Source organism: Mesorhizobium sophorae (assembly GCF_002270415.1).
Classification (GTDB): Bacteria; Pseudomonadota; Alphaproteobacteria; order Rhizobiales; family Rhizobiaceae; genus Mesorhizobium; species Mesorhizobium sophorae.
Map to the genome: position 1 here is coordinate 359,321 of NZ_NNRI01000022.1, position 23,844 is coordinate 383,164.

General features: G+C 64.5%; 26 protein-coding genes. 14 read left to right on the forward strand and 12 right to left on the reverse strand.

Annotation, left to right across the window (positions count from 1 at the left end):
- Window positions 1–35: 35 nt before the first annotated feature.
- The gene (locus CGZ66_RS32760) at window positions 36–1,442 is read right to left on the reverse strand and encodes an ATP-binding protein (RefSeq protein WP_095090824.1); all 1,407 of its coding nucleotides are present in this window, start codon (window positions 1,440–1,442) and stop codon (window positions 36–38) included.
- Window positions 1,439–2,155 (reverse strand): response regulator, encoded by a 717-nt coding sequence (locus tag CGZ66_RS32765; RefSeq protein ID WP_095090825.1) that lies wholly within the window; start codon window positions 2,153–2,155, stop codon window positions 1,439–1,441. Before CGZ66_RS32765 ends, CGZ66_RS32760 begins: the two co-directional genes overlap by 4 nt.
- A 234-nt stretch (window positions 2,156–2,389) precedes the next feature.
- Here CGZ66_RS32765 and CGZ66_RS32770 point away from each other — a divergent pair, with 234 nt between their 5' ends.
- From CGZ66_RS32770 to clpS, 4 genes are all read left to right on the forward strand, one after another.
- The gene (locus CGZ66_RS32770) at window positions 2,390–2,692 is read left to right on the forward strand and encodes a hypothetical protein (protein WP_095090826.1); all 303 of its coding nucleotides are present in this window, start codon (window positions 2,390–2,392) and stop codon (window positions 2,690–2,692) included.
- Window positions 2,693–2,731: 39 nt separating this feature from the next.
- Window positions 2,732–2,965, forward strand: a complete 234-nt coding sequence (locus CGZ66_RS32775) for a hypothetical protein (protein ID WP_095090827.1) — start codon at window positions 2,732–2,734, stop codon at window positions 2,963–2,965.
- A 214-nt stretch (window positions 2,966–3,179) separates the two neighbouring features.
- The gene (locus CGZ66_RS32780; protein ID WP_095090828.1) at window positions 3,180–3,545 is read left to right on the forward strand and encodes a hypothetical protein; all 366 of its coding nucleotides are present in this window, start codon (window positions 3,180–3,182) and stop codon (window positions 3,543–3,545) included.
- A gap of 137 nt (window positions 3,546–3,682) precedes the next feature.
- Entirely contained in the window at window positions 3,683–3,988 is a 306-nt protein-coding gene (gene clpS / locus CGZ66_RS32785) for an ATP-dependent Clp protease adapter ClpS (protein ID WP_095090829.1), read from the forward strand.
- Window positions 3,989–3,990: 2 nt separating this feature from the next.
- On the opposite strand, the gene CGZ66_RS32790 is transcribed toward clpS, so the two are convergent.
- The 4 genes from CGZ66_RS32790 to CGZ66_RS32805 form a co-directional block, all read right to left on the reverse strand.
- Entirely contained in the window at window positions 3,991–6,069 is a 2,079-nt protein-coding gene (locus CGZ66_RS32790) for a hypothetical protein (RefSeq protein WP_095090830.1), read from the reverse strand.
- Between the two features lie 63 nt (window positions 6,070–6,132).
- Complete coding sequence (locus CGZ66_RS32795) at window positions 6,133–8,952, reverse strand: DUF4159 domain-containing protein (protein WP_095090831.1); 2,820 nt, start codon at window positions 8,950–8,952, stop codon at window positions 6,133–6,135.
- Window positions 8,949–9,911, reverse strand: a complete 963-nt coding sequence (locus CGZ66_RS32800; RefSeq protein WP_095090832.1) for a DUF58 domain-containing protein — start codon at window positions 9,909–9,911, stop codon at window positions 8,949–8,951. The genes CGZ66_RS32795 and CGZ66_RS32800 overlap by 4 nt, the downstream gene beginning before the upstream one ends.
- A complete protein-coding gene (locus CGZ66_RS32805; protein WP_095090833.1) occupies window positions 9,911–10,915 on the reverse strand; it encodes an AAA family ATPase in 1,005 nt (334 codons plus the stop codon). The genes CGZ66_RS32800 and CGZ66_RS32805 overlap by 1 nt, the downstream gene beginning before the upstream one ends.
- 157 nt (window positions 10,916–11,072) lie before the next feature.
- Here CGZ66_RS32805 and CGZ66_RS32810 point away from each other — a divergent pair, with 157 nt between their 5' ends.
- The 3 genes from CGZ66_RS32810 to CGZ66_RS32820 are packed head-to-tail and all read left to right on the forward strand — an operon-like array spanning window position 11,073 to window position 13,596.
- On the forward strand, window positions 11,073–11,702 hold the full coding sequence (locus CGZ66_RS32810) for a DUF1285 domain-containing protein (protein WP_095090834.1): 630 nt from the start codon (window positions 11,073–11,075) through the stop codon (window positions 11,700–11,702).
- A complete protein-coding gene (locus CGZ66_RS32815) occupies window positions 11,702–12,334 on the forward strand; it encodes a CoA pyrophosphatase (protein ID WP_095090835.1) in 633 nt (210 codons plus the stop codon). The genes CGZ66_RS32810 and CGZ66_RS32815 overlap by 1 nt, the downstream gene beginning before the upstream one ends.
- Window positions 12,331–13,596, forward strand: coding sequence for a CCA tRNA nucleotidyltransferase (locus CGZ66_RS32820; RefSeq protein WP_095090836.1), 1,266 nt, complete (start codon window positions 12,331–12,333; stop codon window positions 13,594–13,596). The genes CGZ66_RS32815 and CGZ66_RS32820 overlap by 4 nt, the downstream gene beginning before the upstream one ends.
- A 2-nt stretch (window positions 13,597–13,598) precedes the next feature.
- On the opposite strand, the gene CGZ66_RS32825 is transcribed toward CGZ66_RS32820, so the two are convergent.
- The 3 genes from CGZ66_RS32825 to hemF form a co-directional block, all read right to left on the reverse strand.
- The gene (locus CGZ66_RS32825) at window positions 13,599–13,784 is read right to left on the reverse strand and encodes a DUF1059 domain-containing protein (protein ID WP_095090837.1); all 186 of its coding nucleotides are present in this window, start codon (window positions 13,782–13,784) and stop codon (window positions 13,599–13,601) included.
- A 226-nt stretch (window positions 13,785–14,010) separates the two neighbouring features.
- Window positions 14,011–14,271 carry a DUF1344 domain-containing protein gene (locus CGZ66_RS32830; RefSeq protein WP_095091696.1) on the reverse strand — a complete coding sequence of 87 codons (261 nt, stop codon included), beginning with the start codon at window positions 14,269–14,271 and terminating at the stop codon, window positions 14,011–14,013.
- Between the two features lie 250 nt (window positions 14,272–14,521).
- Window positions 14,522–15,436, reverse strand: coding sequence for an oxygen-dependent coproporphyrinogen oxidase (gene hemF / locus CGZ66_RS32835; protein ID WP_095090838.1), 915 nt, complete (start codon window positions 15,434–15,436; stop codon window positions 14,522–14,524).
- Window positions 15,437–15,560: 124 nt separating this feature from the next.
- Here hemF and CGZ66_RS32840 point away from each other — a divergent pair, with 124 nt between their 5' ends.
- Window positions 15,561–15,818, forward strand: coding sequence for a hypothetical protein (locus CGZ66_RS32840; protein ID WP_095090839.1), 258 nt, complete (start codon window positions 15,561–15,563; stop codon window positions 15,816–15,818).
- Window positions 15,819–15,963: 145 nt separating this feature from the next.
- Here the strand turns inward: CGZ66_RS32840 and soxR are convergent, their stop codons facing one another.
- Together soxR and CGZ66_RS32850 are read right to left on the reverse strand one after the other, a co-directional pair.
- Window positions 15,964–16,428, reverse strand: coding sequence for a redox-sensitive transcriptional activator SoxR (gene soxR / locus CGZ66_RS32845; RefSeq protein ID WP_095090840.1), 465 nt, complete (start codon window positions 16,426–16,428; stop codon window positions 15,964–15,966).
- Window positions 16,429–16,591: 163 nt separating this feature from the next.
- Window positions 16,592–17,062, reverse strand: coding sequence for a tRNA (cytidine(34)-2'-O)-methyltransferase (locus CGZ66_RS32850; RefSeq protein WP_095090841.1), 471 nt, complete (start codon window positions 17,060–17,062; stop codon window positions 16,592–16,594).
- 284 nt (window positions 17,063–17,346) lie between these two features.
- Between CGZ66_RS32850 and CGZ66_RS32855 the strand changes: the two genes are divergently transcribed.
- The 5 genes from CGZ66_RS32855 to CGZ66_RS32875 are packed head-to-tail and all read left to right on the forward strand — an operon-like array spanning window position 17,347 to window position 22,555.
- Window positions 17,347–17,949, forward strand: a complete 603-nt coding sequence (locus CGZ66_RS32855) for a hypothetical protein (protein ID WP_167392343.1) — start codon at window positions 17,347–17,349, stop codon at window positions 17,947–17,949.
- 28 nt (window positions 17,950–17,977) lie between these two features.
- Entirely contained in the window at window positions 17,978–19,861 is a 1,884-nt protein-coding gene (locus tag CGZ66_RS32860; protein WP_095090842.1) for an ABC transporter ATP-binding protein, read from the forward strand.
- A gap of 10 nt (window positions 19,862–19,871) precedes the next feature.
- Window positions 19,872–21,755 carry an ABC transporter ATP-binding protein gene (locus CGZ66_RS32865; RefSeq protein WP_095091698.1) on the forward strand — a complete coding sequence of 628 codons (1,884 nt, stop codon included), beginning with the start codon at window positions 19,872–19,874 and terminating at the stop codon, window positions 21,753–21,755.
- 19 nt (window positions 21,756–21,774) lie between these two features.
- Window positions 21,775–22,242 (forward strand): GNAT family N-acetyltransferase, encoded by a 468-nt coding sequence (locus CGZ66_RS32870; RefSeq protein WP_095090843.1) that lies wholly within the window; start codon window positions 21,775–21,777, stop codon window positions 22,240–22,242.
- Window position 22,243: 1 nt separating this feature from the next.
- Window positions 22,244–22,555 (forward strand): DUF6665 family protein, encoded by a 312-nt coding sequence (locus tag CGZ66_RS32875; RefSeq protein WP_095090844.1) that lies wholly within the window; start codon window positions 22,244–22,246, stop codon window positions 22,553–22,555.
- Window positions 22,556–22,612: 57 nt separating this feature from the next.
- Here CGZ66_RS32875 and CGZ66_RS32880 read toward each other — a convergent pair whose 3' ends face one another.
- Window positions 22,613–22,957: a cupin domain-containing protein gene (locus CGZ66_RS32880; protein ID WP_095090845.1), complete on the reverse strand. Its 345-nt coding sequence runs from the start codon at window positions 22,955–22,957 to the stop codon at window positions 22,613–22,615.
- Between the two features lie 314 nt (window positions 22,958–23,271).
- Between CGZ66_RS32880 and petA the strand changes: the two genes are divergently transcribed.
- Entirely contained in the window at window positions 23,272–23,832 is a 561-nt protein-coding gene (petA, locus tag CGZ66_RS32885; protein WP_095090846.1) for a ubiquinol-cytochrome c reductase iron-sulfur subunit, read from the forward strand.
- Window positions 23,833–23,844 lie beyond the last annotated feature (12 nt).

The window sequence follows — 23,844 nt, forward strand, 5'->3', positions numbered from 1 at the left end:
CTGCAGCGAAGGCTGCCTGGTGGTTCCAGATCGCCCTACGCCGCCAGCGGCAGGCGCAGTTGCGTCAGCAGGCCACCGCCCGGGTTGTTGGACAGGCTGATCTCTCCGCCGGCGGCCCGCGCGATGTTGCGGGCAATGGTCAGGCCGAGACCGAGACCGCCGGTCTGGCGGTTGCGGGATTGTTCGAGGCGTACGAACGAGCCGAACACGGCGTCGATCTGCGCCTGCGGTATGCCCGGCCCTTCGTCGCGGATGGTGAGCAGGATCATGTTCTCCGAGCGGCGCAGGCTGATATGCGCCTTCTTGCCATAGGTGATCGCGTTCTGCATCAGATTGGTGACGCAACGCCTGAGCGCGACCGGCCGTGCCATGCAAATCAGGCCACGCGAGCGGGTGTCGTCATCGAACGAGATGTCGTCATAGCTGTCGGCGATCGACTCTACGAGCGACCAGAAGTCAATGCGTTCGCTCTTTTCCTCGGTCACCTCGAAGGTGGCGAAGTCGATCACCGAGCTGGCGATGCTCTCGACATCGGCGAGATCGTGCGCCAGCGCCTCGCGAACCGCCGATTTGCGCAAGAGTTCCAGGCGCAGGCGCATCCGTGTCATCGGCGTGCGCAGATCATGCGCCAGCGCCGCCGCCAGATGTTCGCGGTCCTCTACATATTCGCGCAACCTGGCCTGCATGGCGTTGATCGCCTTGGCGGCGGCACGCACCTCGCGGCTGCCGCTTTCGGCGATCGGCGGGCTCTTCAGGTCCTTGCCGATCCGGTTCACCGCGGTTTCCATCATCCGGTAGGGCGCCGTCAGCCGGCGCAGCGACCAGATCGACATGATCACCACCAGTCCGGCGATCAGCGAATAGAGCGGCAGGCTGTCGAAGCTCAGGATCGGACCGACGGGCGTGTTCGGCTCGGTGAAGTTCAACCATTGGCCGTCGGCGAAACGCAGCGACGCCGTCAACTTGTCGCTCTGGGCGAAGTCGGCGGCCAGCACCAGGAGGTCACGCTCGACCTGGCCGATATCGGGTCCCGGCGCCATGCCGGTGGCGTCGTCGGCCTCGCGCGTCGCCGGGTCGCGCCGCACCCGCGCATCGGTGATGCCGAATTTCGACAGCCGGCCGACGAGGATGTCTTCAAGTTCCGCCAGTTCGTCGTCGCCGGCAATCGACGAGGTGACTGCCGGCGTGTCCGAGACGGTGAGCGCGTAGGTGGAATTGAACAAGCCGGTCGCCGTCGCCTTGCGTTGCTCAGGCGTGGCGTCATGCATGAGCTGCACCAGCGAGTAAGCGCGGTCGTTGAGCCGGTAGAGGTCGACCTCGTCATTGGCGGCGGCGCGGTCGCGCGACACGATGTAGAGGGTCGCGACCTGGCTGATCAGCAGGCCGGCGATGACGATCAGCAGCACCCAGACAGGCAAGGTCTGCGGCAGGAAACGTCTCATTCGGAGGTCGTCTCGGGCAGGAACTGGTAGCCGCCGCTGCGCACGGTCAGGATCAGCTTGGGCGTCTTCGGGTCGTCTTCCATCTTGCGCCGCAGCCGGCTGACCAGGATGTCGATGCTGCGGTCGAAGGAATAGTCGCTGTCGCCGCCGGACAGTTCGATGAGCTGGTCGCGCGTCAGCACGCGCTGCGCGCTCTTGACGAAGGTCTGCAGCAGGTTGAATTCCGCCATGGTCAGCTCGACCCTGACATCGTCGGGGGCGATCAGCCGACGTCGCGAACAGTCCATCGTCCAGCCGGCGAAGCGGTAGATCTGCTTGGTGGTGGCGCGCTTTGGCTCGGCGGCGCCGTTGCGCCGCAGCACGGCGCGGATGCGCGCCAGAAGCTCGCGCGGGTCGAATGGTTTGGGCACATAGTCATCGGCGCCCATCTCCAGGCCGACCACGCGGTCCGTGGTCTCGGTGACGGCGGTCAGCATGATGATCGGTGTCGAGTACTGGGCGCGAAGGTCGCGGCACAGTTCCAGCCCGCTCTTGCCGGGCAGCATCACGTCGAGGACGATGAGGTCCACCTGGGCGCGGCGCAGGATGGCCTCCATCTCGGTGCCGTCTGCGGCAACCGAGGTGTGCAGGCCCCGCTTCTGGAAGAATTCCTGCAGCAGGTCGCGGATGCCCTTGTCGTCGTCGACGATCAGTATGTGTGCGTCGGATTTCACAGCAGCCCTGTCATTGTTTGATTGCCAAGCCGTTCTGTCGCAACCCACACGATAGAATTCAGGCCATATGTTGGCCAGTGGTGATGATGCGCCCACACCGACTTTCCCAGACACAATCCAGAAACAAAATTCTACAGTTCAGAAAAACTCCTGAAAAAATACAAAGGCATAACTGGTCTCGTGGCGGTCAGGTCATCGGCTGCGACGCTAGTCTCGGGGTTTACGGATAAACCGATGCCAAGGTTGTCGATCAGTTTGTTGGGTGCGTTGCTGGGCATTTGCCTGGTTACTGCCGCTATCGAACAATCGGACGCAAAGGTGACGCCCACCACCCGGAGCGAACGGTGCGCCAATCTCAGCCACCAATTTGATGAAGCCCTCGAAACCCATGCCGCGGCAACGCAGGTCACCGCGGCAAAGGCACTTCAGAGAAAGGGTAACCGGTACTGCGCCGCCAAGAAACAGGCACAGGGCATCCGGATGCTCGCCAACGCTTTGAAGCTGCTTGGAGTGACGCCGAACGACCCGGTTCAGTGACGCTCGAAAACTCGACCCGCTAAAAAAGGAAGTGAAGCCATGAAGAAGTCCATCCTCTCCGCAACCGGTCTCGCCGTCGCTCTCGCCTTCGCGATGCCGGCTCTCGGTAACGCCGCTGCCACCACGACCGCTGCTCCGGCTGCTTCGACGACCACCACCGCTCCGGCTACTGCCGCCCCGGCCAAGACTGCCCCGAAGAAGGTCGTCAAGAAGACCAAGAAGCACAAGAAGGCTCCGACGAAGGCCGTCAAGAAGGACGCCCCGAAGGCTTAATCCAGATCGGGCATAACTTGCCCGTCTGCGACAAGGCCGTTCCAGTTGTTTTTCGGCTGGGGCGGCCTTCTTCCTGTCCGACCGCTGAAAGCCCTGATATCGGCGATGTAGCGGACGGTTAGCCTACCGATGTTTGGCCGAAGCCTCGCGCCGGCAGCTTCCGCCCCGACCGACTTTAACCCGTTTGCAATGCCGGCAATGTAGGACAATCCGCATGAAGAAGCGGCTTTCGTCCACTCTGCGTTCGTTGGTGGTTGGCGGTCTGGTCGCCACCGGTGCCGCCAGGGTGCTGATCCTGCTCACCGCCAGCCCGGTGCCCGATCCGGCCAGCGGACGCACCGAGCCTTCGCTGTTCGCACCGGAGATTTCCACCAACTGGGACTACATCACGCCGGCACAGACCTGGGTGCTGATCTTGCTCACCGGCACAACGCTGATCTGCGTCGTCGCGTGGCCGATCGCGGCATGGCTGGAACGCCGGGCGGATGCGGGCGGAAACCGCCTTCGGTCCGATATGCCGTCCGTCACAGCCGCGCGGCAGATTCCCGGCCGCCGCATCTTCGGCCGCCAGGACCGTTGAACGGCAACCGAGAGTTCCCACATAGTCGTCAATGGCGGCGCCCTCCGGACCGGCTTTGCGCGTCAATCAAAATGGACGGTTGAATTCGCTGGTGTCAGAATGCGGGCCAGGTCGCTTGCGCAAAATTGTCGGTTCCGATGCCTGAAATCACCACAAAACCGCGTACCGAGGTCAAGCCGCAGACCGAGCGGCCAAAGCTCTACAAGGTCATCCTCATCAATGACGATTTCACGCCGCGCGAATTCGTGGTGACGGTGCTGAAGGGCGAGTTCAAGCTCAGCGAAGACCAGGCGCACAGGATCATGATCACCGCGCACCGGCGCGGCGTCTGCGTTGTTGCCGTCTTCACCAAGGATGTCGCCGAGACCAAGGCGACACGGGCGACCGATGCCGGCAAGGCCAAGGGCTATCCGCTGCTGTTCACGACCGAGCCGGAAGAGTAGCCCTACCGCCCCTCGCGGTACCACATCGAACCCATCGCCAGAAGCAGCAGGCCGAGACCGAGGAAGCCGCCGAACAGCGGTACGCGCGAGACCGCCTTGAGCACGCTGTCGTCAGTCGTGCGCAGGCCGATCCAATCGCTGCCGGTGGCCTGACCGGAAGAGCGCACCGGCACGATGGAGGGCAGCGTAATGTCACTGCCAAGGGCCGTGGATGACGCCAGTCGCCGCACGCTGCCGCCGGTGGCTTCCGCCGGCGTTCTCAGCCGGTTCTCCGTGGAAATGACATCGGCGAATTCCGGCGCGTTGACCGGCCCGACATGGGCGAGCGCTGTGAGGTCGCCATTGGCGACCTGGTAGAGGCCAATCTCGCTGGTCTCGACGCTGCCGAGGAAGACGCCGGGATCGGATTTGTCGAGCTTGACGGTCAAGGTCTTGCCGGACGGGGTGATGATCTGCGCCGGGCCGGGAGCATCGGCCATGGTCTGGCGGCGGATTTCCAGCACCATGCCGCGACCGTCGGCGGTCAGCCGCTCCTCCTCGAGATCGGGCTCCTTCATCAGCCAGTGCGCGATGCGCCGGTAGAGCTGGACATGCGGGCCGCCACCCTCGAAGCCGCGGGCCCACAGCCAGCCCTGGTCGGACAGAAGCATGCCGACGCGGCCCTCTCCCTTGCGGTCGAGCAAGAGCAGGGGCCGGTTGTCGGCGCCCTTCATCACCACTTCGCCTTCGGGATTCTGCACGCCGATGGTGCGGAACCAGCGGCTCCAGTGCGGCGGCTCGGTGGCCGAACCGTCGAGCCCGCGCGTCACCGGGTGGCGCTGGCCGAGGTCGGTGAGGCGCGGATAGAAGGCCTTGTCGACCACCTCGCCGGTCGGCATCGCCGGCAGGGCCGACATCAGCGGCGTGCGCGCGATCGAGCTTTCGCCAGCATATTCGGGGCCGGCCGCGATCAGCAGCGCGCCGCCCTTTTCGACATATTCGGAGATGTAGTCGTAGTAGAGGATCGGCAGCACATCGCGGTGCTGGTAGCGGTCGAAGATGATGAGATCGAAATCCTTGATCTTCTCGACGAACAGTTCGCGGGTCGGGAAGGCAATCAGGGACAACTCGTTGATCGGCGTGCCGTCCTGCTTTTCCGGCGGCCGCAAAATGGTGAAATGAACGAGATCGACCGAGGCGTCGGATTTCAAGAGATTGCGCCAGGTACGCTCGCCGGCATGCGGCTCGCCGGAGACGAGCAGCACGCGCAGGTTTTCGCGAATGCCATCGATGAGCGCGATGGCGCGGTTGTTGGTGTCGGTCAGTTCGCCCGGCTCGCGGTCGATGGCGAGCTCGACGATGTTGCGGCCAGCGCCCGGAATGGTCACCTGCAGCGGCATGGCCTGGCCGACGGTGGCATGTTCGACCGCGACCTGCTCGCCATTGACCGAGACGCGCACTTCGACCGGGCTGGTCTCGTTTTCCGTCGAGATGACGCGGTAGGTCATGTCGAGCGGCTTGCCGACAAGCCCGAAGCGCGGTGCGTTCTCGAAGCGGATGCGGCGATCCTTCTCGTGATCGTTGCCGGTGATCAGGGCATGCAGCGGCGCGTTGAAATCGGGGCTGCCCGCGGGCGCGTCATGCACCTCGCCATCGGTGATCATGATGGCGCCGCCAATGCGCGACGGCGGCACGTCGCGGAAAGCGCCTTCGAGCGCGCCGAACAGCCGTGTCTCGGTGCGCTCCTCGGCGGCTTGCGATTTGCCGGCCTCGACGACTCGCACATCGAACTGCTTGAAGCGGCCAAGACGCTGCTGCAGCCCGGCCAGTGCCTCGTCGGTCTGCCTAGTGCGGTCGCCGATATCCTGGCTCTGGCTGCGGTCGACGACGAGGGCGACGACGCTTTTCAGCGGCTCGCGTTCCTCGTTGAGGAACACCGGATTGAACAGGGCGGCGGCGAGTGCCAGCAGGGCGACGAAGCGGAAAACGGCACCGCGCTGGCGAAACCACAGGCCTATGAGCGCCAGCAGCGCCAGCGGCACCAGCACCAGAGCCAGCAGGGGCCAGGAGATCAGCGGCTCGAGGGAGATCGACCAGTTCATGAATTAGCCTCCCCCTTGTGGGGAGGGCAATTCCGCGTTGGGAACGCAACAAAGCACGTCATCCTACTGCCCCAGCCGTTCGAGCAGTATGGGCACATGCACCTGGTCGGATTTGTAGTTGCCGGTCAGCATGTACATCATGATGTTGACGCCGGCGCGCAGCGCGTAGATGCGCTGCATCGGGTCCGCCGGCACGGTCGGCAGCAGCGGATCGCCATTCTCGTCGACCGCCCAGGCGCCGGCGAAATCATTGGCGGTGATCATGATCGGCGAGACGCCGTCGCCGGTGCGCACCGGCCGGTTCTCCGCATTGCTGGCGTCGAGCGAGGCCTCGACCCAGAGCGGGCTGCCACTGAAGCGGCCGGGAAATTCGGGCAGGATGAAGAAGGATTTGGTCAGCACGTGGTCGGATGGCACCGGCTCCAGCGGCGGCACGTTGAGGTTGCCGAGGATGTCGCGCAGCCGCTCCGTCGCCGGGCTGGTCGAATCGGCGCCGATGCCGTTGGCGAACTGGTCGCGCGTGTCGAACAGCACCGTGCCGCCCTGCTGCATATAGGCGTCGATGCGGGCGATCGCGGCCTGGCTCGGCATCGGTGCGGCCGGATCGATCGGCCAGTAGATCAAGGGATAGAACGACAGCTCGTCCTTCGCGATGTCGACGCCGGCCGGCGCGCCGGGTTCCAGCGCCGTCTTCTCGACCAGGAAGCGGGTCAGGCCTTCGAGCCCGGCGCGGCTGATCGAATCGTCGCCCGGCACGCCGGTCAGCACATAGGCGATGCGGGTCTTCGATATGGCCTCGATAGCGACCTCGTCGCCCGGTTTGGCGTCGTCGGCGCGGGCAGGATCGGCATGGCCAAACAGCGCGCCGATCGCAATCAGGATCGCGGCGGTGGTGGCCACGCCACCGGCACGGCGCGGCCGGCGGGCAAACAGGCCGCCCATCCAGAACACCGCCAGCGTGTCGAGCAGCATCAGCACCAGAGCGGCGGCGACCAGCGCGCCCTTCAGATTGCGCGATTCGTCAAAGGCGTACTGGATCGATGTGACCGGAACGGTGATTTGTGGGCGCGCCAGCGGCGCCAGCTTGCTTGCGGCATCGAGCAAATTGTGGGCGAAGACGCCGGTCTCGGAGCCGTAGAGCCCGGGCGGGTTCTCGAAGGTCACCGCCAGCGCGGGACCCGGCACCAGCGGCCGTGCATCCGGCGTGGGCGGCACCAGCGAGCCGTCGGCTGATATCATGCGGTAGGGCGCCAGCGAGGTGGCCGCGGCTTCGGCGTTGGCGATCGCCGCGCCCTGGTTGCGCGACAACTGCACGATGCGGCGCAGCATCTCGACGAAACTGCCCGAGATCGGCAGGTTCGACCAGGTCGCCTCGGGCGTGACGTGGAACAGCACCAGCGTGCCCTTGCCTTTCTTCAGTCCGGTGACCAGCGGCGTGCCGTCGGCGAGTGCGGCCCAGGTGCGCTCGACAATGTCGGGCGTCGGCTCGGCCAGGACCTGCCTGGTGACGGTGACTTCCGTCGGCGGCGCAAGATCGGCGTACGGACCGGCCTTGGGGAATTCGGTGACCGGTTGCGGTGACGTCCATGACAGGGCGCCGCCGAGCGAACGCTCGCCGGTGCGCAGGCGGACCGGCAGCAGGTCGTCGTCGTTGCCGGCGGCGGCCAGCCGCGAGCCGGCGAAACGCACCAGCGTGCCGCCATTGTCGACCCAGTCGACCAGCCTTTGCCGAACCTGTGCGGGAATGGTGCCGATGTCGGCCATGACGATCATCGCCGGCTTCTGGTCGAGGATCTGCGGGATGGCGTCGGCGAGGTCGGCGCTGGAGGGTTCGACGAGATCGGCGAAGGGCTGCAGCGCGCGCCTGATGTAGTAGAGCGGCGACAAAAGCGGCTGCGCCTGGTCGGCCTCGGCCTGCGACAGCAGCCCGACGCGGCGGCGCTTGGAGCTTTCGTCAAGGACGCGCACAGCACCGGCCTGGCGCTCGCCGTCGAGCGCGATCGAGGCAAAGTCGTTGCGCAGCTCGAACGGCACCGCCATGGTGCCGGTGGCGGTGGTTTCGCCAGGGGAAAAGGTCAGCGTCGCATCGGCGATGCGGCGGCCCTTGTCGTCGAAAGCGCCGGCGGTGACTTGTGCCGGTGCCGGGTCGCCCGGCGCGCGGATGGCGGTCAGCGCAAAGCCGTCGACCTGGTTGTCGGCGGTGGTCAGGCCGGTCAGCGACAGCCGGTCTGAACTGGCCCACACGACACGGGCGGCATTTTTCGACAACAGCGTGTTGAAGGCGGCCTCGTCGCCCTTCGCTGCCAGGCCGTCGGCAAGCACGGCGACGCTGGCGCCGGGCAAGGTGTCCAGCACCCCGGCGACGCGGGCATAGACGGCGGGCCGGTCGGTCGGGATCGGCCGTGGCTTGGCGGCACGCAGCCGGTCGAGGGCGGCGGCGGCATCGAACGGGCCGATTTCCGAATTGGGCTTTTCGGCGGTGAAGGCGACGATGACCGGCACGCCGTTTGAGCCAGCGTCTTTGATCAGCCGCTCGGCGGTGGCGACGCGCTTGTTCCAGTCGGCGGCACTTGCCCAGTCATTGTCGATGACCAACGCAAGGGCCGCGCCCTCGGCCGGCAGTTTTTCGCGCGGGTTGAACACCGGCTCGGCAAGGGCGGCGACAATGAGCGCCGCCATAAAGAGCCTGAGCAGCGTCAGCCACCACGGGCTCTGCTGCGGCGTTTCCTCGCGCTTCAACACACGCGCCAGGATCTTCAGCGGCGGGAAGATCTCGGTTTGCGGCTTGGGCGGCGTCAGCCGCAACAGCCACCAGATCACCGGCAGCGCCAGCAGGCCCCACAGCACCATGGGGGCGCCAAAGGAGAGCGGCAGCCAGCTCATGCGACGGCCTTCCCGGCGCGACCGCCACTGGCCAGCCCGGCATGGCCGCTTGCGGCCAGCCCGGCATAACCGCCGTCGGCGGTCATCGCCATGTGCAGGCGCACCAGCGCATCGGAAGCCAGCCGATCGGTGTGGTTGACGGTAAAGCTCCAGCCGAGCCGCTTGCACCAGGCAGCCAGTTCGTGGCGGCGGGCGGTGTAGAGCAGGCGGTATTCACCTCCCAGCATTTCAGCGCGGCCGGCGGTCAGCTTGTCGCCGGTCTCGGGATCGGTGAATTCGGTGCGGCCGGCATAGGGGAAGGTTTCCTCGGCCGGGTCGGCGACCTCAATCAGATGCGCGCGCACGCCATGGCGGGCGAGCACATCGAGCCACGCCATCGTCTCCTCGACCGGATCGAGGAAGTCGCTGGCGATGACGATGTCGCAGAAGCGGCGGATGTCGGACAGGTCGGGTTTTGCAGGCAACTCGCCGGCGTGCATGAGTTGGGCGGCAATGCGCTCGGCGCCGTTGCGGGCGGTAAACGGATCGGTGAGGCCGGGCCAGGCGATGCGCTCGCCACTGCGCGACAACAGCTCGGCCATCGCCAGAGTCAGCACCAGCGCGCGCGATTGCTTGGACACGCTGGCGCCGGTCGATTTGTAGAGCATCGACGGCGACGGGTCGGCCCACAGCCACACCGTATGGGCGGCTTCCCATTCGCGGTCGCGCACATAGGTGTGGTCGTCGCGGGCCGAGCGGCGCCAGTCGATGCGCGAGGCATCGCCTTCGACATAGGGCCGGAACTGCCAGAAATTCTCCCCGATGCCGCGCTTGCGGCGGCCATGCCAGCCGGCGATCACGGTGTTGACAATGCGGCGCGCCTCGACCAGCAGGTCAGGCACAAGCGAGGCTCGCAACCGGCCACGAGCGAGCGCGTCGCGCGTCGCTGCCGGAGCCTGGACCTCGCCGATGCGCGCCATCAAATCCCCTTCACCAGCTTCGCCACCACGTCGCGCACGCTGGTGCCTTCGGCGCGGGCGGCGAAGGTCAGCGCCATGCGATGCTGCAACACCGGCTCGGCCAGCGCACGGACATCATCGATGGAGGGCGCCAGCCGCCCATCGTAAAGCGCGCGCGCCCTTGTGCACAGCATCAGCGCCTGGCTGGCGCGCGGGCCGGGGCCCCAGGCGACATGCTTGTCGGTCTCGACATTGCCCTGGCCGGGGCGCGCCGAGCGCACCAGCGTCAGGATCGCCTCGACGACGCTTTCCGGCACCGGCATGCGGCGGATCAGCGTCTGGATCTCCTTCAGCCGCACCGGGTTCAGCACGTTCTGCGCCTTGGCGTCCTCGATGCCGGTGGTTTCCAACAGGATGCGGCGCTCGGCCTCGATTTCGGGGTAAAGGATGTCGACCTGCATCAGGAAGCGGTCGAGCTGGGCCTCGGGCAAGGGATAGGTGCCTTCCTGCTCCAGCGGGTTCTGCGTCGCCAGCACATGGAAGGGCGCCGGCAGGTCGTGGCGGGCGCCGGCAATGGTGACGTGGTATTCCTGCATCGCCTGCAGCAGCGCCGACTGGGTGCGCGGCGAGGCACGGTTGATCTCGTCGGCCATCAAAAGCTGGGCGAAGATCGGCCCGGAGATGAAACGGAAGGAACGCTTGCCGAACTCGTCCTGCTCCATCACCTCGGAGCCGAGGATATCGGACGGCATCAGGTCGGGCGTGAACTGGATGCGGCGTGAATCGAGGCCGAGCACGACGCCCAGCGTCTCGACCAGCTTGGTCTTGGCGAGGCCCGGCACGCCGACCAGCAGCGCATGACCGCCGGCCAGCAGCGCCACCAGCGTGCGCTCGACGACGCTCTCCTGGCCGAAGATGACCCGGCCGACCCCGTCGCGGATCCTGGAGATGTCGGCAAGCGCCTTCTCGGCCTCGGCGATCATGTCCGTTTCGCTCATTGGGCTTTCCTTGACCATCACGCTCATGCAGCTTCGATCCCTTTGGTTGGAGATACCATGGTTGGAAATACCGGCACGCACCATAGCATAGGTTGCCGCGATTCGGCCTCGCGTGGCGCCTATGTCAAAACTTAAATCACAGACTTAGGCTGACAAGCGGAACAACAGTGACTATTTCGTGACCATGACGGAACACTCCGAACATCGCCAACAAAGCCTTACGACCGCCACCGAGGCGCGCGGTCTCGAGGCGCTGATTTCGCGCGCGGCCCGCGCCGGCAAGGGCGCGGCGCCGGTCGAGCGCTGGAATCCCGACTTCTGCGGCGATCTCGACATGGAAATCAAGGCTGACGGCACCTGGTTCTATCTCGGCACGCCGATCGGACGCATGCCGCTGGTGCAGCTCTTCTCCTCGGTGCTGCGCAAGGACGCGGACGGCAGGACCTATCTGGTGACACCGGTGGAACGGGTCGGCATCCGCGTCGCCGACGCGCCGTTCATCGCCGTTGAGATGGATGTTTCGGGCACCGGCGACGCGCAGATCATCACCTTTCGCACCAATGTCGGCGATGTCGTCGAAGCCGGACCGGAACGGCCGCTGCGCTTTGTCGACGAGAGCGAGACCGGTGGCCTGAAACCCTATGTGCTGGTGCGCGGCCGGCTGGAAGCGCTGGTTGCGCGGCCGGTGATGTATGAGCTGGTCGGACATGGCGAGGAGATCGAGATCGGCGGCAAGACCATGTTCGCTGTGCGTTCGAACGGTGCGGTGTTTGCGATCATGCCGGCGGACCAGTTGAAGCGGCTGAGCGCGTGATGGACCAGATGTCAACGGCGCCGTTTTCCGCAGTGGACTTTCGCGCGCGCTTTGCGGCACAGCCGGATGCGCATGCCGGCGACGACTATGGCGACCATCGCTTCAATCCAGGCCATCCACGCCTCAACCATGGCAAGCCGCTGCGCAATGCCGCAGTGCTGATCCCTGTGGTCGATCATGAGGGCGAAGCCACGGTTCTGTTGACCAAACGGGCCGAAAGGCTGCGCAACCATTCGGGGCAGGTGGCCTTTCCCGGCGGCACCATCGATGCGACCGATGCCAGTCCGGAAGCGGCGGCTGTGCGCGAGACCTTCGAGGAAATCGGCCTTGCTCAGGATCGCATCGAGATCATCGGCCGCATGCCCGACTACGTAGCCGGCAGCGGCTACCGCATCGCGCCGGTGCTGGGCATCGTGCGGTCCGGTTTCCGGCTCAGCTTGAATGCCGACGAGGTCGATGCCGCCTTCGAAGTGCCGCTGCGTTTCCTGATGGACCCGGCCAACCACAAGCGCGACAGCCGCATGTGGAACGATCTCGAATGGTTCTTCTACGACATGCCCTATGGCGACCGGCGCATCTGGGGCGTCACCGCCGGCATTATCCGTACGCTCTACGAAAGGCTCTATGCGTGAATGTCTCTATCGCGGGCCGGGCCGAGTGGCTCGGCGACAAGCATCTGCAGCGCCTGCTTGCCGCATTGGCGCAAAGCGGCGAAGAGGCGCGTGTTGCCGGTGGCGCGGTACGCAACACGCTGATGGGCCAGCCGGTTGCCGACATCGACATCGCCACCACGTGTCTGCCGCAGGAAACCATCCGCCGCGCCGAGGCGGAAGGCTTCAAGGCGGTTCCGACCGGCATCGAGCATGGGACGATCACCGTGGTTGCCGGCGGCAAGCCATATGAGATCACCACCTTACGCGCCGATGTCGAGACCGATGGCCGTCGCGCCAAGGTGTCGTTCGGGAGCGACTGGAAGCTCGACGCCGAGCGGCGCGACTTCACCATCAACGCGCTCTATGCCGAGGCCGATGGCACGGTGATCGACCTGGTCGGCGGCATCGCCGACATCGAGGCGCGCCGGTTGCGCTTCATCGGCGATCCGGAAGCGCGCATCCGCGAGGATTATCTGCGCATCCTGCGCTTCTTCCGCTTCTTCGCCTGGTACGGCGATGGCCGGCCGGATGCCGAGGGGCTGAAAGCCTGTGCCCGGCTGAAGGAAGGGCTGGCCCAGCTTTCGGCCGAGCGCATCTGGTCGGAACTGAAGAAGCTTCTGTCGGCGCCCGATCCTTCGCGGGCGTTGCTCTGGATGCGGCAGGCCGGCGTGTTGACCGCCGCGCTGCCGGAAAGCGAGAAATGGGGCATCGACGCGATCCATGCGCTGACCAAGGCCGAGAAGGATCTGGACTGGGCACCTGACCCGCTGCTCAGGCTGGAAGCGATGGTGCCGCCGGATGCCGCGCGCATGAAGACGCTCGCCGAGCGGCTCAAATTTTCGACCGCCGAAGCGGATCGCCTGCGCCACTGGGCGTTGGCCACCGCCGCCGAGCCGAAGACGACGGAGGGCGAGTTGGCAAAGCGGCTCTATCGTGGCGACCGGCAAGGGTTTGTCGATCGCCTGCGGCTGTCGCTTGCGGCAGCGCGGATGCGCGCTATCCAGGACAATGACGCGTTGCTCGAAGCCGGTGGCTTTTCGCGCCTGCTTGCCTTCGCCCTGAAATGGGAAAAGCCGTTGTTTCCGCTAAAGGGCGCCGATCTGACGCGGCTCGGCGCAACTCCAGGGCCCAAGCTTGGCGAAATCCTCAAGAACCTTGAGACGGAATGGGTCGAAGAGGGGTTTTCTCCCGATCGCGGCGCGCTGCTTGAACGCGCCGCGGAAGCCTTGAAAGCAGGCTGAAGTCACGCAGCGTCGCGGGTCTTCTCGATGCGCGAGCGGATCGCCTCGATCATCGTCTCGCGGATGACCGCCTCGCCATGGGTCTCGCGCATGTGCTCTACAGCACGGCGCATGACCTCGGCCTCCTCGTCGGCACGCGTGTGCCAGTCACAGCCGGGCACGAGCGACCCGCAGTGAAATTGTTTCATGGGATTTCTCCTTTTCCTCCGCGGAGCCTGAGGCTCCGATAGTTTTCGGCTCATGGTCCAAATCCAGGATGGGAACTTGGGCCGCGAGCGGGGGAACAGCATAACACAGATGGGGCGGCATTGGTCGCAGTCAACGGCGAAAAGGCGGAGCAGCGCTGCTCCGCCCTCTTACGCTACCCCGAAACAGGACCAGAGATCGTCTCGTCCCGCTGTGGCAGGCAGGCTGTCACTTTGCGATCTTGACGGCCTCGGCAACCTTGTTCTTGCCGCTCATCTCCCATGAGACGCGAACCTTTTCACCGACCTGAAGGCCAGGATCCTTGAAGGTCTTGGGAAGCGTAAAAGACGATCCGTCATCGAGGACAAGGCTCATGGCCGTTGCGTCAAATGTCTTGATCGTTCCGGTGGTGTGCTTGACGGCGGCGAATGCCACCGAACCGGAAGCGAGAAGGGCAGCGGCGGCCGCCGAAACAATGATCTTGCGCACTGCGAGGTACTCCTGGAAAAGGCGGGTATCCTTTTTGACGAAGATGTCCCGCATCGTCTGGGCCGTCCGGTCGCGTCGGGTCGCGGCTCGCTTTGTTTTGCTCTCAGGCGACCCGGCGCAGGAAATAGGCCAGCTTTTTCAATCGCCTATTAGACGAAAAAGAAATCTTTCGGGGTGCTGTATGCCACATTCCATGCCCATTTCGAGCAAATGGGACATCAATGCGGCTCACATCGCGCTCACCATTTTGTTACGGCCAGCGGACCTCGGGCGGCAGGCTGGAGAGGATCGAGGCGACATTGCCGCCGGTCTTCAGTCCGAAGATGGTGCCGCGATCGTGAAGCAGGTTGAACTCGACATAGCGGCCACGCCGGATGAGCTGTTCGTCGCGGTCGCCATCGGTCCAGTTCTCATTGAAGTTGGCGCGCACGAGGTGGCCGTAGACGACGAGAAAAGATCGTCCGACATCCTGGACGAAGTTGAAATCGGCGTTCCAGCCGCCTTTGTCCTCGCCCGAATGCAGCCAGTCGAAGAAGATGCCGCCGGTGCCGCGCGGCTCGTTGCGATGCGGCAGATAGAAATACTCGTCGCACCAGGCCTTGAATTTCGGATAGTCGGCGACCTCGGGGCTTTTCTCGCAAGCGAACTGCATGGCCCGGTGGAAGGCGATGGTGTCGGGATCGTCCTGGGTGCGCCGGCGGTCGAGCACCGGCGTCAAATCGGCGCCGCCGCCGAACCATTGGCTAGACGTGACGACCATGCGGGTGTTCATGTGCACGGCCGGAACGTTGGGGTTCCAGGGGTGCGCGATCAGCGAAATGCCGCTGGCCCAGAAGCGCGGGTCTTCCTCGGCGCCGGGCATCTGCTTCCTGAATTCGGGTGAGAACTCGCCATAGACCGTCGAGGTGTGGACGCCGACCTTCTCGAAGACGCGGCCGTGCATCATCGACATGGTGCCGCCGCCGCCGCGGCCCTCGTCACGCTCCCATGGCGTCTTTTCGAAACGGCCCGGCGACCACGAGGCCAGCGGGCCGCCAAGATCCTGCTCGATCTGCTCGAAGGCGCCACAGATGCGTTCTCGCAGCGCCTCGAACCACAGGCGCGCCTTCATCTTCTTCTGTTCGATGTCGGCGGGCAGGCCTGCCGGTATTTCAGGTCGTTCCAAGTGCCGTCTCCGGTTGCGAGGGGCGAGTCCCTACAAATGACTCGTCTTTTGCCGGCGCGATCCCTAATCTCTTAGGGGCAAGGGTCAAGTGTCCAAGCGTCATTAAGGTGCAAGGAGTTGTTTCGTGCGCACCCCGGCAAGACCACCACTGGATGGCCTGAAGAAAAGGCTCGACCAAAGCCGGACCGAGCGCACGCGCATGCCACGCGACGGGTTTTTGCGCGAGACCTTCGTGCTGCCGCGCTCCGATGCGCGCCTCAAGGCCAAGGAATGGTTCGAGCGCTTTCCCAAGCAGGCCTACTGGACCGAGATCGAAAGCTGGTTCGAGCGACCGGGCGACCTGATCGAATTCACCATCAGGCGGCTGCCGGCGGCGGATTAGGATTTCCTCGCCCCGTTTACGGAGGGTGAGCGGTCAGTTCGCGTAAATGCGAGGGCCGCTGGATGCCCAGCCCTTCGCAGACTCAGGGCGTTCGACGCTCGAAAAGCCAAGCAGTTGGCTTTTCGTTCGCTACGCGAACCGCTTCTCACCCCCGTGAACGGGGAGAAGGGGGAGCCACCAGCCTTCTCGCCCCCGTGCCTTCCCTTGACAGGCGATCCCCCTTGTTCCTGAGCGGGCATTTGTCGATCGACATGCAGCCGCAGCCGATACAGTCGGTCAGCCCGTCGCGCAGTTTCTTCAACTGGGCGATCTTGTGATCGAGCCCGTCGCGCCAGGCGGTCGACAAAAGGTTCCAGTCGTCGCGGGTCGGCGTGCGGCCCTCGGGCAGCGATGCCAGTGCGGCACCGATCTCGCCCAGTGAGATGCCGACCTCCTGCGCCACCTTGATGATCGCCACGCGCCGCAGCACGTCGCGGCCGTAGCGGCGCTGGTTGCCCGACGTGCGGTGGCTGCGGATCAGGCCGCGCGCCTCATAGAAATGCAGCGCTGACACCGCCACCCCGCTGCGCATCGCCACCTGGCCGACCGTCAATTCCGTTATTGGTGCCATCCTTACTTTCCCGCCTCGATTTTATCGCTTGACCTCAAGTTAAGTTGAGCTTGTAGCAAGAAACCCCGGATGTGCAAATGAGGAGAGAGCGATGTGCGCCTGGGTCAAATTGATGGGCGGCTGCGAGCCGCTGGACCGGTTCACCATTCCACGGAGAACTGCTCTATCTCCCGACGCATCCGAGTTGCCGGACGGCTTCGCCGGCCACCATGGCGACGGACAGTGCTACGTTGATGCTGCGCGCGGCGCCCTGCATGGGGATGGTCAGCCGCGCATCTGCCGCTTGATGGACAGCATCCGGCACGCCTGCGGATTCGCGGCCGAACAAAAGGATGTCGCCACTGGCGAAGGCAAAGCTCGTGTAGGGAATCGCGGCCTTGGTCGACAGAAGTACCAGCCGGCGGGCGCCGGCCCTGCGCCAGTCCTCGAAGGCGTGCCAATCGACATGCCGGGTCAGATCAGCCATTTCGAGGTAATCCATGCCGGCTCGCTTCAGTGCCCGGTCGGAGATCGGAAAGCCGGCCGGTTCGATGATATCGACGCCAAGTCCGAGGCAAGCGGCGAAGCGCAGGATTGTGCCGGTGTTGCCGGCGATATCAGGCTGGTAGAGCGCGATGCGGAGACGGTCGTTCATTTCCGCATCCTTCTAATAAGTGGCAGATCGGCCACAGCCGGCTCGCGGTTTTGGAAATTCCTAGATCTGCGGATGGCCATTTTCTGCGAAGTCGGGTATGTCAGGCCCATTGTCAACCCGAACCGATGGAGGGGTAATTCATGATGACCATGCACATCCAGCGCCCCTCTCGTGGGCTTGCACGCCCCACGGCGGTTTCGGTACGACGGTTCTCCTGACTCTCTAAGACTTGATCGCACCGATTCCCGCCGAAACGCTTTTTCGGCTCTCGAAGGAATCCTGCGATGTTTTTCAAACTGTCAAAGGGGCTGAACGCCCCGCCTGAAGCTGTCCAGACCGACACTTGTCGTGTCCAGACTGACGCTCGCCGTCATGTCCAGACCGACGACTACCGTCGTGTCCAGACCAACGCAATCCGTGCCTCCGGCCGAATGCCGGCGGACGATATTGCTTCACCTTTCTATCTCTATTTTCACACGGAGAACGGACCGATGTTCGATCCCTACAGAATACCTGGCTCGAGGAGCCTGCACGACCAGAAAATGGCAACCTGGGCGCTGCTGATCGGCGAAACCTATTCGTCGGCGGTGCATGCCGAAGTCCGCCGCCGGCCTCATCGCGGCATGCTGCCGGATGTCGATTTCTCGCACGCGGTTCCCGACCCGAGCCGGCCGTCGCTGGTGCGCCGGATCATCCGGCTGATCCGGCCGGGGCCGAAGCTCCGGGTTGTCGACACCGCGCCGTCAGGATCGACAAGCACGGCTGTCGGCGAAAAGCCTGCTAGCCCCTATATAGCGCGAAGCAGGACCGATGGCTCGGACGATTCCGAGCCATCGGTCCTTGACGCCAAGCGGTCTGGCGACTTCGTACGTTCCCACGCCGCGTGAGCGGAAAACAGATTTGTGAGCATGACTTATGTTGTTCGGCTGGTTTGAAAAAAGGCTCGATCCGTTCCCGGCAGCGGAACCGGTCGAGCCGCCCAAGACGCTGGTTGCTTTCTGCGTGCATTACACACGCGGGGCCTGGCCCTACATCCTTCTTGACGCGGTGCTGGTGACGGCCATCGCCATCGCCGAAGTGTGGATGTTCGGCTTCCTCGGCCGCATCGTCGACTGGCTGTCGGGGCAGAATCGCGAAACCTTCCTGCAGACGGAAGCCTGGAAGCTCGCCGGTATGGCGTTCATCGTGCTGTTCGCGCTGCCGGGCACGGTGTGGCTCCATTCGCTGCTCAACCAGCAGACGCTGATGGGCAACTACCCCATGCGCATACGTTGGCAGGTGCACCGCTACCTGCTCAAGCAATCGATGAGCTTCTACCAGGACGAGTTCGCCGGCCGCATCGCCACCAAGCTGATGCAGACGGCGCTCGCCGTGCGCGAATGCGTCATCAAGCTGATCGATGTGCTGAACTACGTCATCGTCTATTTCCTCGGCATGCTGTTCATCGTCGGCTCGGCCGACTGGCGGCTGGCAACGCCGCTTGTCGTCTGGCTCGTCGGCTATGTCCTGCTGCTGCGCTATTTCATTCCGCGGCTGGGCAAGGTCGGCGAAGAACAGGCCAATGCCCGATCGACCATGACCGGCCGCGTCGTCGACAGCTACAGCAACATCCAGACCGTCAAGCTGTTCAGCCATGCCCGCCGCGAAGCATCCTTCGCCAAGGAGAGCATGGCCGGCTTCCTTGAGACGGTCTACCGGTCGATGCGGCTGGTGACGGTGCTCTATGGCGTCCTCTATATCCTGAACGCGCTGCTGCTGTTCTCCGTCACCGCGCTGTCGCTATGGCTGTGGCTGGGGCAGGCGGTGACGATCGGTGCGGTCGCCGTGGTCATCGGGCTGGTGCTCCGGATGTGGGGCATGTCGCAGTGGATCATGTGGGAAATGTCGGGCCTGTTCGAGAACATCGGCACGGTGCAGGACGGCATCGCCTCGATCTCGTTGCCGCGCCTGGTCGAGGACCGGCCGGGGGCCAAGGACATCGCCGTCACCAGGGGCGAGATCCGCTTCGACGACATCCGTTTCCACTATGGCAAGCAGAAAGGTGTCATCGAGGGCCTGTCGCTGACGGTGAAGCCGGGGGAGAAGGTCGGCATTGTCGGCCGCTCGGGCGCCGGCAAGTCGACGCTGGTCAACCTCCTGCTGCGCTTCTACGACCTGGAAGCTGGCCGGATTCTGATCGACGGCCAGGAGATCGCCGGCGTGACGCAGGATTCGCTGCGCGCCCAGATCGGCATGGTCACGCAGGACACCTCCCTGCTGCATCGTTCGGTGCGTGAAAACATCCTCTATGGCCGGCCTGACGCCAGCGACGAATTGCTCGTCGAGGCGGCGCGGCGCGCCGAGGCGCTGGACTTCATCTCCGGGCTTTCGGATGCCAAGGACCGCAAGGGATTCGACGCCCATGTCGGCGATCGCGGCGTCAAATTGTCCGGCGGCCAGCGGCAACGCATCGCCATTGCTCGCGTTATGTTGAAGGACGCACCTATACTTATCCTTGACGAGGCGACGTCCGCGCTCGATTCCGAGGCTGAAGCGGCCATCCAGGAGAATCTCTACAAGCTCATGCAAGGCAAGACCGTCATCGCCATCGCGCACCGGCTGTCGACCATCGCGGCGATGGACAGGCTGGTGGTGATGGACAGGGGCCACGTCATCGAGGAAGGTTCGCACGAGGAACTCGTCGCCCGGGGCGGGCTCTACGCGCAGCTCTGGCAGCGTCAGTCGGGAGGGTTCCTGCTCGACGATGGCCCGGCCGATGCCGCCAATGACGCACGTGCAAAGGGGCAAGCCGCAGAATGATGGCCGCCGCATGATGACAGCCGTCTATCGCTGGTTCGAGAACTGGGTCTATCCGTTCAGGGAGCCGGCGAATCTCCGGCCACCGACGAGCGTCGGCGGTTTTCTCTGGCACTATGTCGGCCAGGCGAAATTCGCCTTTTTCGCCATGCTGCTCATCGGCGGCATCGCACCGCTGGTCGAAGCCGGCCTGTTCTACTTCGTCGGACGGCTGGTCGACATTCTCGACCAGCTTCCCGGCGAGCGCAGCTGGCACGCGCTGTGGAATGCCGCCGGCCCCGAACTGCTGTTCATGATCGCAGTGGTGCTGGTCATCCGCACCATCGTCGTCGGCCTGTCGGCGCTGGTCGACGAACAGACAATCACGCCCGGCTTCTACAATTTGGTGCGCTGGCAGGCGCACCGGTACGTGTCGCGCCAGTCCTACGCCTTCTTCCAGAACGATTTCGCCGGCCGCATCGCCACCAAGGTCTGGCAGGCGGGCCAAGCCACCGGCGACCTGATGGAAAGCTTCATCGAGGTCATCTGGTTCATGATCGTCTATACGGTGACGACGCTGGCGCTGGTCGCCGGGCTGGACCTCAGGCTGGCGGTGCTGGTGGTGATCTGGATTTCCGCCTTCGGCTGGCTGGCCAAGCTCTATCTGCCGGCAATCCGCAAGCACGCCGAGGAAACCGCCGAAGCCGGCTCGATGATCACCGGCCGCATCGTCGATTCCTATTCCAACGTGCAGACGCTGAAACTGTTCTCGGCCGATGGCGACGACCGCTATATCAAGAACGGCTTCGACATCTATCTCGACGCGCTGCGCCCTTTCACCCGCCGGCTGACCGGCGTGCGCATGGCGCTGACGACGCTGTCGGGCATCATGATCACGACGATCGGTTGCTTTGCCGTCTATCTGTGGCTCGAAGGCTCGATCACCGTCGGCGCGGTCGCCTTCACGCTGTCGCTGGTGCTGCGGCTCAACATGCTGCTCGGCCGGGTGATGATGCAGCTCAACGGCATATTGAGGAATCTCGGTGTGCTGGAAAACTCCAAGGCGCTGGTCTCGCAGCCGCTCGGCCTCACCGATGCGCCCGGCGCGAAAGAACTCGTGGTGGCCGGTGGGCGCATCGAGGTCAAGAATGTCGAGTTCCACTACGGCAAGGGGTTCGGCGTGCTCAACGGCATCGACCTTGTCGTGCGGCCGGGTGAGAAGGTCGGGCTGGTTGGACCCTCCGGCGCCGGCAAGACGACGCTCGCCAATCTGATCCTGCGGCTCTACGATCTGGAAAGCGGATCCATCACCATCGATGGCCAGGACGTTGCCGGTGTGACGCAGAATTCGCTGCGTGCCAATATCGGTGTCGTCAGCCAGGACACGGCACTGTTCCACCGTTCGCTGCGCGACAACATCAAGCTCGGCATGCCTGACGCGACCGATGCCGAGGTGATCGCGGCAGCCAGGAAGGCCGAGGCGCACGAGTTCATCGTGGGCCTTCGCGACAACCGGGACCGTGCCGGCTACGAGGCCTTTGTCGGCGAGCGCGGCGCCAAACTGTCGGGCGGCCAGCGCCAGCGCGTGGCAATAGCCCGCGTCTTCCTCAAGGACGCGCCGATCCTGATCCTCGACGAGGCGACGTCGGCGCTGGACTCGGACATCGAGGCGGCGATCCAGGAGAATCTGGCGCTGCTGATGGAGGACAAGACTGTCATCGCCATCGCCCACCGGCTGTCGACCATCGCCGCGCTCGACCGGCTGGTGGTGCTCGACGGCGGCCGCATCGTCGAACAAGGCACGCATGACGAACTGGTGGCACTCGACGGGCTCTATGCGCGGCTGTGGACGCGGCAGTCCGGCGGCTTCCTCTATCACGAGGAAAGCGTGCTCGAAGAGACACGACCGGCGGAATAAGGGGGCGGCGGAGTGAGGCATGGGTGGACCGGCGGAGGTCGGCTATGTGCTCAAGCGGCTCCGGCCAACCACGCCGGCCTTCGACGCGCTGAAGGAGGCGAGCCGGCTGGAGGGCTACTGGATGCTGGTGCGCCTGGCGGATGGCTGGGCGAGCGGCCGCAACAAGTTCCTGAAGCGGGGCGAGGCGCTGTACGGCACATGGCACGGCCGCGACCTCGCTGGCGTGTGCGGGCTGAACATCGATCCTTATTTCGGGGCCAGGGACCAGGGCCGGGTCCGGCACCTGTTCGTCGGCGCGCGTCACCGCCGCACCGGCCTTGGCCGCATGATGGTCGAGACCGTCATCGACAGGGCGCGTCAGCATTTTGCCGCGCTGAACACCCGTGCGCCGCAAGAAGCCTTCGCGTTCTATGAGCGGCTTGGCTTCCAGCCGGTGATAGGCGAAGAATTCGTCACACACCGCATGATTTTTGGGAAAGGAGGTTGAAATGTCGCTGCGTCCGCCATCTCATCTCGCCGGCACCACAGCTGCCGAAGCCGCCTTCGACGCGCTCGGCCATGAAATCCTCGCCGAGAAGGCGGCAGCACTCGGCCGCGCCGGCCAGCGGGTCGAGGAAACGCTGGCGAGGCTGCGCGACAATGGCGATGAGAACCTGCGTCCCCGTCTCCTCAAGGAGGCCGCAGAGGCGGTGCACGGCTATTTCATCCAGCGCGAACTGTGCGGATTGCGAAAGCATGACGCCGTCATCCGCGAATACAACATCCCGAAGGCGGTTCTGGTCAGGCTCGGCGCGAAGTAGCTCCTTTGTTCGACCATGATCTCCGGGGAAGACTGGTTCCCGCTATCGGGATCATGGTCATTCCAGCCATTCGGTGATGAAGGTGCCGTTCTCGTGGATGTCGGTGGTTTCCAGAGGGCCCGGTCCGAGATTGGTGAATTTGTGCGGCGTGTTGGGTGGAACGATCACGATCTGGCCGGCAAAGGCCTCGATCTCCTGGTCGCCGACCGTGAACAGGCCGGTGCCCTGGCGGATGATGAAGATCTCTGCGTAGGGATGCGTGTGGAGCCGGGGGCCGCCGCCGACATCAGGCAGATAGTTGAAGATCAGGCAGGACCTGGAGCCGTAGGCGCCGCATTGCAGCTCGCCCTTCCAGCCATCGGAGCGAACGGCCCATGTGTCGCGGTCTATGACGTGTGCCATGGTGGCGAAGATAGACCGGGCCGGTGTCCGGTGTCGAGGTGGAGGTGAACCCCGGAATTGCGGTTGTTTCCCTGTTGTTTAGCGATCCTCAGTGGCCATTCGGCGTCGCGCTGCCAGGCGGCGGATTTTGTCCCCGCGACAATCTGCCCTTGTGCCTTCACCCGTCTGGACAAAAACGGGCTTCACGCATAAACCGAAGTCCAAATGCCGGAGGAATTCGCAAGCCTGTTCGCCATGCGCTGTCGGGTTGGCGCAATTGAGCGGGGAACAAGGCTCAGCCACCGGCGCGGAATAGGCGAAAGGATCAGGCACCCGTGAGCGCAACCGACACCCAGGATCCCAACCGTCGTGATTTTCTCTATGTCGCCACCGGCATGGCCGCGGTGGTCGGCGCGGGTGCCCTCGCATGGCCGTTCATCGACCAGATGCGCCCTGACGCCTCGACACTGGCGTTGGCTTCCGTCGAGGTCGACGTCGCTTCACTGACCCCTGGCATGTCGCTGATCGTCAAATGGCGTGGCAAGCCTGTCGTGGTCCGCAACCGCACCGAGCAGGAGATGAAGGACGGCGAGGCGGTCAAGCTGGCAGACCTCAAGGATCCGATCGCCCGCAACGCGAACCTTCCGGCCGACGCGCCGGCGACCGACGCCAACCGCACCACGCCCGGCAAGGAAGCCTGGATGGTGATGGTCCAGGTCTGCACGCATCTGGGCTGCATTCCGCTCGGCCAGGAAGGCGAATTCGGCGGCTGGTTCTGCCCGTGCCACGGTTCGCAATACGACACGGCCGGCCGCATTCGCAAAGGCCCGGCGCCCGAGAACATGGCAGTGCCGGTATTCAAGTTCATTTCCGATACCAAGATCCTTATCGGTTGAGGCAGGGGATAT